Source organism: Streptomyces luomodiensis (assembly GCF_031679605.1).
Classification (GTDB): Bacteria; Actinomycetota; Actinomycetes; order Streptomycetales; family Streptomycetaceae; genus Streptomyces; species Streptomyces luomodiensis.
In genome coordinates, this window is record NZ_CP117522.1 from 3,639,846 (window position 1) to 3,655,715 (window position 15,870).

1 protein-coding gene is annotated in these 15,870 nt (G+C 74.0%); it reads right to left on the bottom strand.

Annotation, left to right across the window (positions count from 1 at the left end):
• Window positions 1–48: 48 nt before the first annotated feature.
• Complete coding sequence (locus PS467_RS15480) at window positions 49–15,648, bottom strand: type I polyketide synthase (RefSeq protein ID WP_311035768.1); 15,600 nt, start codon at window positions 15,646–15,648, stop codon at window positions 49–51.
• Window positions 15,649–15,870 lie beyond the last annotated feature (222 nt).

The following is a 15,870-nucleotide window of genomic DNA, read 5'->3' on the forward strand; positions in this document are numbered from 1 at the left end:
GCCGTCCCCGCGGTGCTGAGGTGAGTCGATGAGCTCTTGTGGAGCAGGTCAGGAGAGCCCGAGCTCGTCATCGAGGAGATCGAAGATCTCGTCTGCCGTAGCGGACTGGATTTCACGGTCTTGTGCGGTGCTGTCCGTAGCACTGTGCGTTTCATTCCACTTCGACAAAAGGTCGCGCAGGCGGGTGGTGATGGCGGGGCGTTCGAGGTCGTCCGGGGCGATCGCGGCGAGGATCGCCTCGAGCTTGTCGAGCTCCGCGTGCACGGGCGGGTGTCCGGCCGCGCCATCCGCGCCGGCCGCGCCGTCCAGGTTCAGCTCCTCGCGCAGGTACCCGGCGAGCGCGGTGGGCGTCGGGTAGTCGAAGATCAGCGTGACCGGCAGGCGCAGCCCGGCGGCGGCGCCCAGTCGGTTGCGCAGATCCACGGCGGTGAGCGAGTCGAAGCCGAGGTCCAGGAAGCCGCGTCCGGCGTCCACGTCGTCCGGGGTGGCGTAGCCGAGGACGGCGGCCACATGGGCGCGGACGACCTCCAGCAGTTCCCGGTCGCGTTCGGTCTCCGAGAGCCCGGAGAGCCGGGTGGCGAGCGAGCCCGCGGCGGAGTCGGCCACGGCTCCGGCGGCGGCACCGGTGGCCCCGGTGTCGGCGGAGCGGCGTACCGGGGTGCGGACCAGGCCGCGCAGCAGCGGCGGCAGCAGTCCGGCGGCGGCCTGGCCGCGCAGCGCGCCCATGTCGACGCGGATCGGTACGAGCACCGCCTCGGACAGGGTGTCGGCCAGGTCGAACAGCGCCAGCCCCTCGTCCTGCGGGAGTGCCGCGAAGCCGCCGCGCGAGATGCGGGTGACATCGGAGGTGTCGAGGCTGCCGGCCATGCCGTCGGCGGTCGCCCACAGGCCCCAGGCGAGCGAGGTGGCGGGCAGGCCCGCCGCGTGGCGGTGTGCGGCGAGCGCGTCCAGGAAGGTGTTGGCCGCGGCGTAGTTTCCCTGCCCCGAGCTGCCGAAGGCACCGGCGGCCGAGGAGAAGAGCACGAACGCGGCCAGGTCCAGGTCGCGGGTCAGCTCGTGCAGATGCCATGCCGCGTCCACCTTCGGGCGCAGCACCGTGTCGATCCGCTCACCGGTCAGCGAGCTGATCACTCCGTCGTCCAGGACGCCCGCGGTGTGCACCACGGCGGTCAGCGGATGCGCGGCGGGGATCGCCTGGAGGGTCGCGGCCAGGGCGTCCCGGTCGGCGGTGTCACAGGCCGCCCAGGTGACCTCGGCGCCCATCTCGCCCAGTTCCGCGGCGAGTTCGGCGGCGCCGGGCGCGTCGCCGCCGCGCCGGCTGAGCAGCAGCAGGTGGCGTACGCCGCGCCGCGCCACGAGGTGGCGGGCGAACAGGCCGCCCAGGGCGCCGGTGGCGCCGCTCAGCAGCACGGTGCCGTCCGGGTCGCCGAACCCGTCCGGCTCGGGGGTGTCCGGCCGGGCCGGGACCCGGCCGAGCCGGTAGGCGTGGCCGACGCCGGAGCGCAGGGCGAGCTGCGGTTCGTCGGTGGCGAGCACCGCCGGCAGGGCCCGCTGGGAGGCGTCGGTGCCGTCGGTGTCGACCAGCACGAAACGGCCGGGGTTCTCCGACTGCGCGGACTTCACCAGGCCCCAGACGGTGGTGTGGGCCAGGTCGGCGATGTCCTCGCCGGGGCCCGCCGCGACCGCGCCCCGGGTGACGAGGACGAGGCGGGTGTCGGCGAGCCGCTGGTCGTTCAGCCAGTTCTGGACCAGGTCCAGGGCGTGCCGGGCGGCGGCCCTGGCGGTGTCGGGCAGCGGGGCCGCGCCGCCGGTGGCGGTGAGGGGCGCCACGACCACGTCGGGAGCGGGCGCGTCGCCGTCGAGGGCAGCGGCGAGTGCCGCGAGGTCCGGGTGGTCCTCCAGCCGCTCGCCCGCGACGGTGAAGCCGGTGCCGGCGCCGAGGGTCACCCAGCGCTCGCCGAGCGGGATGTCGGTGGCGGAGGCGGCCGGGGCGGGCAGCTCCATCCAGTCGGGACGGAACAGCGACTCGTGGTGCGCGGTGCGCGAGGCGTCGAGCTGCTCGGCCGACAGCGGCCGCAGCACCAGTTGGTCGATGGTGGCGACGGCGGCGCCGGTGCCGTCCGCGAGGTGCAGCGACACCCCGTCGGCGGCGGACCGCAGCCGGACCCGCAGCGACGCGGCGCCCCCGGCGTACAGCCGGACGCCGGTCCAGGCGAACGGCAGCCGCGCCCCTTCGCTCCCCTCGCCCTCCGGGGCGAGGCCGAGGGTGTGCAGGGCGGCGTCCAGCAGCGCCGGATGCACCCCGTACGCGGCGGCCTCGGGCTCGAAGCCCTGGGGCAGCCGGATTTCGGCGAACAGTTCGTCGCCGCGCCGCCAGGCGGCGTGCAGCCCCTGGAAGACGGGGCCGTAGCCGAGTCCGGCGGCGGCCGCGCCCGGGTAGAACTCCTCGGTCGCGAGCGGCGTCGCGTCGGCCGGGGGCCATACGTCCAGGTCCGTCGGCGCGGGCTCGGTGTGCTGCCCGCCCGGGGCGAGGAAGCCGGTGGCGTGGCGGATCCACGGCTCGTCGGCGGGGGCGTCCTCCCGGCGGGAGTGCAGGGTCAGCGGACGCCGCCCGGTCTCGTCGGCCGCCGCGAGTTCCAGCCGCAGCTGGACGGCGCCCTGTTCGGGCAGGACCAGCGGCGCCTGGAGGGTCAGCTCCTCGATGGTGTCGCAGCCCGCCTCGTGGCCGGCGCGCAGCGCGAGTTCGACGAAGGCCGTGCCGGGCAGCAGGACGGTGTCCATGACGGCGTGGTCGGCCAGCCAGGGGTGGGTCGGCAGCGACAGCCGCCCGGTGAACACGAAGCCACCGGTGTCGGGCAGTTCCACCGCCGCGCCCAGCAGCGGGTGGTCCGCCGTGCCGAGGCCCGCCAGGACCACGTCCTCGACGGAGATGCCCACGTCGAGCCAGTAGCGCTGGCGCTGGAAGGCGTAGGTGGGCAGCTCCACCCGGCGGGCGCCGCGCCCGGCGTAGACCGCCGCCCAGTCCGGGGCCGCGCCGCGGACGTGGGCCTGGGCGAGGGCGGTGGCCAGCGCCTGGGCCTCGGGACGGCCGCCGCGCAGGGTGGGGACGAACACCGCGTCGGCGTCGGCGTCCCGCGCCGCCTCCGACGCGGCGAGGCAGTCCTCGCCCATCGCGCAGAGCACTCCGTCCGGGCCGAGCTCCAGATACGTGGTCACGCCCTGGTCGCGCAGGGTGCGGACACCGTCGGCGAAGCGCACGGTCTCGCGGACGTGGCGCACCCAGAAGTCCGGCATGCGGATCTCGTCGGCCGAGACCACGGTGCCGGTCAGGCAGGACACCAGCGGGATCTTCGGGGCGTTGAAGGTCAGGCCCTCGGCGAGCTTGCGGAAGTCCGCGAGCATCGGGTCCATGTGCGGGGAGTGGAAGGCGTGGCTGACCGTGAGCCGCTTGGTCTTGCGGCCCCGCTCCTCGAACGACGTGGCGAGCGCGGCAGCGGCGTCCTCGTCGCCCGCGACGACCACGGAGTTCGGGCCGTTGAGGGCGGCGATGCTCACGCGCTCATTCAGCAGCGGCGCCACCTCGTCCTCCGACGCCTGGAGGGCGATCATCGCGCCACCGGCCGGCAGCTCCTGCATCAGCCGGCCGCGCGCCGCGACCAGGGTGCACGCGTCGGCGAGCGAGAGCACACCGGCCACATGCGCGGCGGCCAGTTCGCCGATGGAGTGGCCGGAGAGGAAGTCGGCCTTCAGGCCCCACGTCTCGACCAGCCGGAACAGCGCCACCTCGACGGCGAACAGCGCGGGCTGGGTGTATCCGGTGCGGTCCAGGAGCTGGGCGTCGGTGCCGAACAGCACGGTCTTCAGCGGCTGTTCGAGGTGCCGGTCCAGCTCGTCGCACACCTCGTCCAGCGCCTCCGCGAAGCGCGGGAACGTCTGGTACAGCTCCCGGCCCATGCCGAGCCGCTGGCTGCCCTGTCCGGTGAACAGGAACGCCACCTTGCCCTCGGTGGCCACGCCGCGCACCACCTGCGCCGGGTGCTCACCGCGCGCCAGGGCGTCCAGCGCGGCCAGCGCCTCGTCATGGCCACCGGCCACCACGGCGACGCGGTGTTCCAGCGCCGCGCGGGTCGTCGCGAGCGAGAAGCCCAGGTCGGTGAGGGTGGGCCGGGGTTCGGCGGCGATCCGCGACCGCAGCCGCCGCGCCTGGGCCCGCACCCCGTCCTCGGTGCGCGCCGACAGCAGCACGGGTACGTACGGCAGGGCCTCGGGCTCCGCCGTGGGCTCGCTCGTGCCGAGCGCGGGCGGCTGCTCGATGATGGCGTGGGCGTTGGTGCCGCTGATGCCGAACGAGGACACCGCGGCCCGGCGCGGACGGCCGGTCTCCGGCCACTGGCGCGCCTCGGTCAGCAGCGAGACCGCACCGGCGGACCAGTCCACGTGCGGCGACGGCTCGTCCACGTGCAGGGTCTGCGGCAGCAGCCCGTGGCGCATCGCCAGCACCATCTTGATGACACCGGCGACACCGGAGGCGGCCTGGGTGTGGCCCAGGTTGGACTTGACGGAGCCCAGCCACAGCGGCCGCTCCGCGTCCCGGCCCTGGCCGTAGGTGGCCAGCAGCGCCTGCGCCTCGATCGGGTCGCCCAGCGTCGTGCCCGTACCGTGCGCCTCCACCACGTCCACCTCGCCGGTGGTCAGGCGGGCGTTGGCGAGGGCCTGGCGGATGACGCGCTGCTGGGACGGGCCGTTGGGGGCGGTCAGACCGTTGGACGCGCCGTCCTGGTTGACGGCCGAGCCGCGCACGATGGCCAGCACCTCGTGGCCGTTGCGCCGGGCGTCCGACAGCCGCTCCAGCAGCAGCATGCCCGCGCCCTCGCCCCAGCCGGTGCCGTCGGCGGCGGCCGCGAAGGACTTGCAGCGGCCGTCCCTGGCCAGTCCGCGCTGGCGGCTGAAGTCGATGAACGTGCCCGGGGTGAACATCACGGTGACACCGCCGGCCAGCGCCAGCGAGCACTCTCCGTTGCGCAGCGCCTGGGCCGCGAGGTGCAGCGCGACCAGCGACGACGAGCAGGCCGTGTCGACCGTGACGGCCGGGCCCTCCAGGCCGAAGGTGTACGCCACCCGGCCGGAGACCACACTGCTGGAGCTGCCGGTGCCGAGGTAGCCCTCGACCTCCTGGGGCACCGCGTGCAGCCGGGACCCGTAGTCGTGGTACATGACGCCCGCGAACACACCGGTCTTGCTGCCGCGCGCCGACAGCGGGTCGATCCCGGCGCGCTCGAACGCCTCCCAGGCGGTCTCCAGCAGCAGCCGCTGCTGCGGGTCCATGGCGAGGGCCTCGCGCGGCGAGATGCCGAAGAACGCCGGGTCGAAGTCGGCCGCGTCGTGCAGGAAACCGCCCTCGCGGGCGTAGGAGGTGCCCTGGGTCTCCGGGTCCGGGTCGTAGAGCGCCTCGAGGTCCCAGCCCCGGTTGTCCGGGAAGCGGGAGATGCCGTCCTCGCCCGCGGCGAGCAGCTGCCACAGCTCCTCGGGGGTGGTGACCCCGCCGGGGTAGCGGCAGCTCATCGCCACGATGGCGATCGGCTCGTCGTCGGTGGCGGCCGCGACCGGCACCGGTGTGTGCACCGCCGGGGACTGCGCGCCGACGAGTTCGGTGCGCAGATGGCGGGCCAGGACCTGCGGGTCCGGGTAGTCGAAGATCAGCGTCGCGGGCAGCCGCAGCCCGGTGACCGTGTTGAGCTGGTTGCGCAGCTCCACGGCGGTCAGCGAGTCGAAGCCCAGCTCCTTGAACGCCCGCCCCGAACCGATGGTCTCCGCACCCGCGTACCCCAGCACGGCCGCCACCTGGCCCCGCACCAGATCCAGCAGCAACCGCTCCTGCTCGGACTCGGACAGCCCGGCCAGCCGCCCGGCCAGCCCGGTCTCGCCGCCCGCCGGAGTCGCGTCCACCGCGCGCCGCGCCGGGATGCGCACCAGACCGCGGAACAGGGGCGAGACCGCGCCACTTGCGGCCTGGGTACGCAGCGCCGCGAGGTCCACCCGCATCGGCACCAGCGACGCCTCGTCGACGGTCAGCGCGGTGTCGAGCAGCGCCAGGCCCTCCGCCACCGGCAGCGGGGGCACTCCGGCCCGCCGCAGCCGCGTGATGTCGGCCTCGTCCAGGGTGCTGCCCATACCGGCCCCGGCCCACAGGCCCCACGCCAGCGCGGTGGCCGGCAGGCCCTGGGCGGCGCGGTGGCGGGCGAGGGCGTCCAGGAAGGCGTTGGCGGCCGCGTAGTTGCCCTGCCCCGGACCGCCGAAGACCCCGGAGGAGGACGAGAAGAGCACGAACGCGGTCAGGTCCAGGTCGCGGGTCAGCTCGTGCAGATGCCACGCCGCGTCCACCTTCGGACGCATCACGTGGTCGACGCGCTCGGGGGTGAGCGAACCGATCACCCCGTCGTCCAGCACACCGGCGGTGTGCACCACGGCCGTCAGCGGATGCTCGGCCGGGACGGTGGCGAGGGTCGCGGCCAGCGCCTCCCGGTCCGCCACATCACACGCCGCCCAGCGCACCTCCGCGCCCGACTCGGCCAGCTCGGCGCCGAGTTCGGCCGCCCCCGGCGCCTGGTCGCCACGGCGGCTCACCAGCAGCAGATGCCGCACCCCGCGCTCGGCCACCAGATGCCGGGCCACCAGACCGCCCAGCGAACCGGACGCACCGGTCACCAGCACCGTGCCCTCGGGGTCGAGGCCCCGGACGTCGTCCCGCTCCGGCTCCACGGCCACCCGCGCCAGCCGCGGGACGGACACCGCGCCCGCGCGGATCGCCAGCTGCGGCTCGTCCGACGCCAGGGCGGCGGGCAGCGCCCGCAGCGACTCGTCCCGGCCGTCGATGTCCACCAGCACGAAACGGCCCGGGTTCTCCGTCTGCGCCGAGCGCAGCAGGCCCCAGACGGCCGCACCGGCCAGGTCCGCCACCGGCTCCCCGGCCTCGACGGACACCGCGCCACGGGTCACCACGACCAGCGGGGCGTCCCCGAACCGCTCCTCCTCCAGCCACCGCTGGACGACGCCGAGCGCCGCGGCGGCGGCGCGGTGCGCCGCACGGGCCGTGTGCTCACCGACCTCGGCGGACGGCGACACGACGATGTACTCGGGTGTGGGTGCCGTGCCCTCGGCGACCGCCTCGGCCAGCGTCGCGAGATCCCCGTACGCCGTGGCCCCGAGCCCCAGCGGATCGGCGCCCAGCACCGCCCACCGGCCGTCGGCCGGACCATCCGCCCCGGCCGCGTCGGCGAGCCCGGCCGGTGTCGCCCACTCCAGGCGGAACAGCGACTCGTGGTACGCGGTGCGCGCGCTCCGCAGCTGATCGGCCGAGACCGGGCGCAGCCCGAGCGTCTCGACGGCCGCGACCGGCGCCCCGGTGGTGTCGGCGATCTCCAGCCGGACGCCTTCGGCGCCCGCGGGGGCCAGGTGCACGCGCAGCGCCGAGGCGCCGCTCGCGTACAGCGACACCCCGGTCCAGGCGAACGGCAGCCGCCCCTCGCCGCCCGTGTTGCCCAGTCCGGCCATGCCGATGGCGTGCAGGGCGGCGTCCAGCAGCGCCGGGTGCAGCCCGAACGCGGCGGCCTCCTCGGCCGTGTCCTCGTCCAGCGCCACCTCGGCGAACACCTCGCCACCGCGCTGCCACGCCCTGCGCAGCCCCTGGAACGCGGGGCCGTAGGCGAAGCCGATGTCCAGCAGGCCCTCGTAGCGGCCGTCCAGCGCCACCTCGGTCGCGTCCGCCGGAGGCCACGCGCTCAGCTCGAACGACGCCTCCGGACGGCCACCGGACGCCAGGACACCGGCGGCATGCCGGGTCCACGGCTCCTCGGCGGGCAGGCCCTCCAGCCGGGAGTGCAGCGACAGCGGACGGCGGCCCGTCCCGTCGGCCGCGCCCACCGAGAGCCGCAGCTGAACACCGCCCTGCGCGGGCAGCACCAGCGGCGCTTCGAGGGTCAGCTCTTCGAGGTAGTCACAGCCGACCTGGTCACCGGCGCGGATCGCCAGCTCCACGAACGCGGTGCCGGGCAGCAGCACCGTGTCCAGGATGGTGTGGCCCGCGAGCCACGGATGGGTCGAGAGCGCCAGCCGCCCGGTGAACAGCATCCCGTCCGCGTCCGGCAGTTCGGCGCTGGCCCCGAGCAGCGGGTGCTCGGCCTCGCCCAGCCCGACCGCGGCCACGTCGCCGAGGAACAGCGACGAGACCTTCGGCCAGTAGCGCTGCCGCTGGAAGGGATACGTCGGAAACGCGGCCAGCTCGACCGGTGCGGCACCCGTACCGGCGTAGTAGGCCGCCCAGTCCACCGCCACACCCCGGACATGCGCCCGCGCGAGGGCGGTGGCCAGCGCCTCGGCCTCGGGGCGGTCCTTGCGCAGGACGGTGGCGAAGCCGGTGGCTTCGGCGTCGGTGACGCACTCCTGGGCCATGGCGGTGAGCACACCGTCCGGGCCCAGCTCGATGAACGTGGTGACGTTCCGCGCTTCGAGGGCGCGGACGCCGTCCAGGAAGCGCACGGCCTCGCGGACGTGGCGCACCCAGAAGCCGGGGCTGGTGATCTCCTCGGCGGAGACCAGCTCGCCCGTCAGGTTGGACACGATGGGGATACGCGGAGCCTCGTAGGTCAGCCCCTCGGCCACCTCGCGGAACGCGTCCAGCATCCCGTCCATGCGCGGCGAGTGGAACGCGTGGCTGACGGTGAGCCGCTTGGTCTTACGGCCCTGCGCCTCGAACGACGCGGCGATCTCCAGAGCCGCGTCCTCATCACCCGCGATGACCACGGAGCTGGGCCCGTTCAACGCGGCGATCGAGACGCGCTCGGTCAGCAGCGGCGCCACCTCGTCCTCCGATGCCTGCACCGCGACCATCGCGCCACCGGCCGGAAGCTCCTGCATCAACCGCCCACGCGCCGCGACCAACGTCGCCGCGTCCGCGAGCGAGAGCACACCCGCCACATGGGCGGCGGCCAGCTCACCGATCGAATGACCGGAGAGGAAGTCGGGCCGCAGCCCCCACGCCTCCACCAGCCGGAACAGCGCCACCTCGACCGCGAACAACGCGGGCTGAGTGAACCCCGTCCGGTCCAGCGCCTCGGCATCGTCCCCGAACAGCACATCCCGCAGCGGCCGCTCCAGATGCGCGTCCAGATGGGCGCACACCTCGTCCAGCGCGTCCGCGAACACCGGGAAGGCGTCGTACAGCTCACGCCCCATCCCCAGCCGCTGACTCCCCTGCCCCGTGAACAGGAACGCCACCTTGCCACCGGCCACGGAACCCTCGACCAGCCCGGCCGCCGTACGTCCCTCGGCGAGGGCGTCCAGGCCGGACAGCAGCCCGTCCCGGTCCTCGGCGACGAGGGCCGCGCGTTCCTCGAACGCGGTACGGCGGGTGGCGAGCGTGAACGCCACGTCGGCGATGTCGAGTCCGGGGTGGTCGTCGAGGTGTGCGCGCAGCCGTACGGCCTGGTCGCGCAGGCCCTCGGGGGTCTTGGCGGAGAGCACCCAGGGGGCGGGGACGCCGGACCGGGGCGCGGCGACCGGCGCCGTGCCCTCGGTCGTCTCGTCCTCGTTCGCCGGGGCCTGCTCGATGATGGTGTGGGCGTTGGTGCCGCTGATGCCGAACGAGGACACCGCCGCCCGGCGCGGACGGCCCGTCTCCGGCCACTCCCGCGCCTCGGTCAGCAGCGCGACCGCGCCCGACGACCAGTCCACGTGCGGGGTGGGCTCATCGACGTTCAGCGTCCGCGGCAGCACACCGTGACGCAGCGCCAGCACCATCTTCATCACACCCGCGACACCCGCCGCGGCCTGCGTGTGCCCGAAGTTGGACTTGATGGAACCGAGCCACAACGGCTGTCCCTCGGGCCGGTCCTGGCCGTAGGTGGCCAGCAGCGCCTGGGCCTCGATCGGGTCGCCCAGCGTCGTTCCCGTACCGTGCGCCTCGACCGCGTCCACCTCGGACGGGGACAGGCCCGCGCCCGCCAGCGCCTGCCGGATCACCCGCTGCTGCGACGGACCGTTCGGCGCGGTCAGACCATTGGACGCACCGTCCTGGTTGATCGCGGACCCGCGCACCACCGCCAGCACCTCATGGCCGTTGCGCCGGGCGTCCGACAGCCGCTCCACCAGCAGCATGCCCACACCCTCGCCCCAGCCCGTGCCATCCGCACCCGCCGCGAACGCCTTGATCCGCCCGTCCGCCGCAAGACCGCGCTGCCGGCTGAAGTCCACGAACGCACCCGGCGTCGACATCACCGTCACACCACCGGCCAGCGCCAACGAGCACTCACCCGCCCGCAACGCCTGCATCGCCCAGTGCAACGCCACCAGCGACGACGAACACGCCGTGTCCACCGTCACCGCCGGACCCTCAAGACCCAGCGCGTACGCCACCCGGCCGGACAGCACACTGGCCGCGTTACCCGTCCCCAGGAAGCCTTCCGAGCCATCGGGGGCGGAGAGGATCACGGACAGGTAGTCCTGGCCGTTGGTGCCGGCGAACACGCCGACCTGCTGGCCGCGCAGCGTGGTCGGGTCGATCCCGGCCCGCTCGAACGCCTCCCAGGACGTCTCCAGCAGCAGCCGTTGCTGCGGGTCCATGGCGAGGGCCTCACGCGGCGAGATGCCGAAGAAGACGGGGTCGAACTCGGCGGCACTGTCGAGGAATCCGCCTTCGCGGACGTAGCTGGTGTACTCGCCCGTGCCCTCCGGGTCGTAGAGCGTCTCGAGGTCCCAGCCGCGGTCGGTGGGGAAGCCGGTCACCGCGTCCTGGCCGGACACCAGCAGCCGCCACAGCTCCTCGGGCGACCGTACGCCGCCGGGGAAGCGGCAGCTCATCCCGACGATGGCGATCGGGTCGTCGTCCAGGGCCATGCCCAGTGAGGACGCGCCGGTCACCGTCGGCCGGGAGCCGATGAGTTCGGCCTGGAGGTGGTCGGCGAGGGCGGTCGGGGTGGGATAGTCGAAGATGAGGGTGGCGGGCAGCTTGAGCCCGGTGAGGGTGGCGAGCAGGTTGCGGATCTCGACGGCGGTCAGCGAGTCGAAGCCGAGGTCGCGGAAGGCGCGGCTGGGCTCCACCGCGTCCGGTCCGGGGTAGCCGAGGACGACGGCCACCTGGGTGCGGACCAGGTCCAGGGCCAGTTGCTCGCGCTCCTCGTCGGTCGCGGCGGCGGCCAGGCGCTGCCGCAGGGACGACGGTGCGTCCGGGGCGCCCGCCCCGGTGGCCGCCGAGGCCGCTTCGAGGGCGCGCCGGGCCTCGGGGAGGTCGGCGATGAGCGGGTGGGGGCGGACGGCGGTGAGGCCGGGCGCGAAGCGGTCCCATGCGATGTCGACGACGAGGGAGAAGGTCTCGTCGAGGTCGAGGGCGGTCCGCAGGGCGGCGGTGGCCAGTTCGGGTGCGAGGGCGGGGAGCCCGGAGTGGCGGAGCCGTTCGGCGACGAGTTCGTCGGTGGCCATACCGCCTTCGGCCCAGGCGCCCCAGGCCATCGAGGTGGCGGGCAGGCCCTCGGCCCGGCGTTCCTCGGCGAGTGCGTCGAGGTAGGCGTTGGCGGCCACGTAGTTGGCTTGGCCCGGCGCGCCGAAGGTGGCGGCCATGGAGGAGAAGAGCACGAAGGCGGACAGGTCCAGTCCGCGGGTGAGCTCGTGCAGATGGCGCGCCGCTTCGGCCTTGGGGCGCAGCACGTCGGCCAGCCGCTGGGGTGTCTGGGCGTCGAGGACGCCGTCGTCCAGCACTCCGGCGGCGTGGACGACCGTGGTCAGCGGAAGCTGTGCCGGTATGGACGCGAGGAGGGCGGCCAGGGCGTCCCGATCGGCGATGTCGCACGCGGCGATGGTCACCTCGGCACCGAGGCCGATGAGTTCGTCGCGCAGCTCACCGGCGCCGGGGGCGTCGGGGCCGCGCCGGCTGGTGAGGACGATGTGCTGGGCACCGTGGCGTACCAGCCAGCGCGCCACATGCCCGCCGAGGGCACCGGTGCCGCCGGTGATCAGAGCGGTGCCGTGGGTGGACCACCCGCCGTCGGGGGTCTCCTGGTGCGGTGCGCGGATCAGGCGGCGTACGTGGATGCCCTGCGCGCGCACCGCGAGCTGGTCTTCGTCTCCGGGTCCGGCGAGGACGTCGGCCAGCCGCCCGAGGGCGCGGGCGTCGGCGGTCTGCGGGAGGTCGACCAGACCGCCCCAGCGTTCGGGGTGCTCATGGGCGACGGTACGGCCCAGGCCCCAGATCTGGGCCTGGACCGCGCTGGTGAGCCGGTCGGAGCGGCCGACGGAGACGGCACCGCGGGTGGCGGCCCACAGCGGGGCGTCGATGCCCGCGTCGCCGAGCGCCTGGACGAGGGCGAGGGTGCCCGCGAGTCCCGCGGTGAGCGCGGGGTGCTGGGCGTGCGGCCGCTCGTCCAGGCCGAGCAGCGACAGGACGCCGTCGGCGTGGGGGGTCTGGCGCGGGTCCTCCTCGGCCGGGGCCAGCGCCGCACGGAGCTGCCCGGCGATGTCCGCCCGGTCGGCCGTCGTGCCGTCCACGCTGATCTCGTGGACGCGTACGCCGCGTTCGGTCAGGGTCCGTACCGGCTCGGACGTCCACGGGTCGCCGGTGTGGCCCGCGGGGGTGACGACGAGCCAGGTGCCGGTGAGCGGCCGGGTCCGGGTCTGCGGCAGCGGCTTCCAGAGGGTGCGGTAGCGCCAGCCGTCGACGGTGGACCGGTTCTGGCTCTGCCGGCGCCACGCGGACAGGGCGGGCAGGACCTCGCTGAGCGGCTGGTCGCCGTCGAGGCCGAGGGTCTCGACCAGGGCGGCCAGGTCCTCGCTGTGCACGACCTCCCAGAACCGGGCGTCGGCCACGTCGGACACGGCGGGGCCCTCGGCGGAGTCGACGTACGAGAAGGGGTCGGACGGCCAGTAGCGCTGCCGCTGGAAGGCGTAGGTGGGCAGATCGACGCGGCGGGCGCCGGTGCCGAGGTAGTAGGCGTGCCAGTCGACGGGGACGCCGCGCACATGGGCCTGCGCGAGTACCTGGTTGAGGGTGCGGGCCTCGGGACGGTCGGGGCGCAGGGCGGGCAGGAACGCGTAGGTCCGCGTCCTGGCGCCGGCCACGCAGTCCTGGGCCATGGCCGAGAGCACCCCGCCGGGGCCCAGTTCGACGAACGTCGTCACGCCGTAGTCCTCGAGCCGGCGGACGCCGTCGAGGAAGCGGACGGTCTCGCGCACGTGCCGGACCCAGAATTCGGGGTCGGTGATCTGCTCGGCGCCCACCAGGGTGCCGGTGAGGCCGGAGACGATCGGGATCTTCGGAGCCTCGTAGGTCAGCCGCCGGGCGACCTGGCGGAAGTTCTCCAGCATCCCGTCCATGAGCGGGGAGTGGAAGGCGTGGCTGACGGTGAGCCGCTTGGTCTTGCGGCCCCGCGCCTCGAAGTCCGCCGCGATCTTAAGCGCCGCGTCCTCGTCGCCGGCGATGACGACCGACGTCGGGCCGTTGAGGGCGGCGATGCTCACGCGCTCGGTCAGCAGCGGCGTCACCTCGTCCTCGGACGCCTGCACCGCGATCATGGCGCCACCGGCGGGGAGCTGCTGCATCAACTGGCTGCGCGCCGCCACCAGGGCACAGGCGTGGGTGAGCGACAGCACCCCGGCGACATGGGCGGCGGCCAGTTCGCCGATGGAGTGGCCGGAGAGGAAGTCGGGACGCAGGCCCCAGGACTCGACGAGGCGGAAGAGGGCGACCTCGACGGCGAACAGGGCCGGCTGGGTGTAGCCGGTCCGGTCCAGCGTCGCGGCGTCGTCGCCGAACACCACGTCCTTCAGCGGCCGGTCGAGGAAGCGGTCGAGCTGGGCGCAGACCGCGTCCAGCGCCTCGGCGAACACCGGGTAGGTCGCGTACAGCTCGCGGCCCATGCCCAGGCGCTGGCTGCCCTGGCCGGTGAAGAGGAACGCGACCTTGCCCTCGGCGGCCTGCCCCTCGGTCAGCCCGGTGTGGGAGCGGCCCTCGGCGAGCGCGGCGAGGCCCGCGAGCAGCTCGTCGTGGTCGGCCGCGACGACCGCGGCGCGGCGGTCGAGCGCGGCCCGGGTGACGGCCTGGGAGTAGCCGATGTCGGTGAGGCGGTGGCCGGGGTGGGCGGCCAGGTGGGCGTGCAGCCGGGCGGCCTGGGCGCGCAGCGCGTCCTGGTCCTTGCCGGACAGCACCACGGGCGTGAGCGGCGGTACGGCCTGCCCGTCCGGCTCGGAGGGCTCGGCGGGGGCGGCCGGTGCGGGGGGCTCCTCCAGGATGGTGTGCACATTGGTGCCGCTCATGCCGAACGACGAGACGCCCGCGCGGCGCGGCGTCGCGCCCTCGGGGTCCCGGGGCCACTCGCGGGGGGCGGTGAGCAGTTCGACGTCCCCGGCCGTCCAGTCGACGTGCGGGGTGGGCTCGGTGAGGTGGAGGGTCTTGGGCAGCACACCGTGCCGCATCGCCATGACCATCTTGATGACACCGCCGACACCGGCGCCCGCCTGGGCGTGGCCGATGTTGGACTTGATGGACCCGATCAGCAGCGGTTTGCCCTCGGGCCGGTCCTGGCCGTAGGTGGCGAGCAGCGCCTGCGCCTCGATCGGGTCGCCGAGGGCGGTGCCGGTGCCGTGCGCCTCGACGGCGTCGACCTGGTCAGGCGTGAGCCGGGCGTTGGCCAGCGCCTGGAGGATGACACGCTGCTGCGACGGGCCGTTGGGCGCGGTCAGACCGTTGGACGCCCCGTCCTGGTTGACGGCCGAGCCGCGTACCACGGCGAGGACCGGGTGGCCCTTGCGCTGGGCGTCCGAGAGCCGCTCGACGAGCAGCATGCCGACTCCCTCGCCCAGGCAGAAGCCGTCGGCCTCCGGGGCGAAGGGCTTGGAGCGCCCGTCGAAGGCCAGTCCGCGCATCTTGCTGTAGTCGACGAAGACGCCGGGCGCGCACATCAGGGTCGCGCCGCCGGCGAGGGCGAGCGAGCATTCGCCGTTGCGCAGCGCCTGGACGGCGAGGTGGAGCGCCACCAGCGAGGAGGAGCAGGCGGTGTCGACGGTGACGGCGGGGCCCTCGAAGCCGAAGGTGTACGACAGGCGGCCGGAGGCGATGCTCGCGGCGTTGCCGGTGCCGAAGTAGCCCTCGAAGTTCTCATTGGAACTGAGGATCGCGCCCAGGTAGTCGTGGTTGCTGGTACCGACGAAGACGCCGATCTGCTTGCCGCGCACCGACACCGGGTCGATACCGGCGCGTTCGAAAGCCTCCCAGGACGTCTCCAGCAGCATGCGCTGCTGCGGGTCCATGCCGAGCGCTTCACGCGGGCTGATACCGAAGAAGGACGGGTCGAAATCGGCGATCCCGTCGACGAATCCACCCTCGTGCACATAACTGGTGCCGGGGTGGTCCGGGTCCGGGTGGTACATCGTTTCGACGTTCCACCCGCGGTCGACCGGGAATTCACTGACCGCGTCGATGCCCTCGCTGACGATGCGCCACAGGTCCTCGGGGGACTCGATGCCTCCGGGATAACGACAGCCGATCCCCACGATGGCGATGGGGTCGTGGTTCTTCGCCTCGGCCTCCTGCAGACGGAGGCGAGTCTGATGCAGATCCGCCGTTACCAGCTTGAGGTAGTCCCGCAGCGTCTCTTCATTCGCCATTTACGCAATCCATTTACGGCAGACGGCATCGGAAAATGCTCCACAGATTCCAACAGGGGAGCCGGTAACCAACAAACAATGAGTCGACTTCTCGCTCAGAGGCTATGCGCAAACTAATCCTCACGCCAACCCCTAACTGCCCCCTATGACCCCCTGGGGATCCAAGGAGGTATAGGGGGCAGCCGGTATTTCACAACTCTATTGAAGGGTAGGGAAAATCCT

Excerpts from the sequence above, each read along its gene's own strand:
- PS467_RS15480 (WP_311035768.1), bottom strand. The coding sequence starts at position 15,648 with ATGGCGAATGAAGAGACGCTGCGGGACTACCTCAAGCTGGTAACGGCG.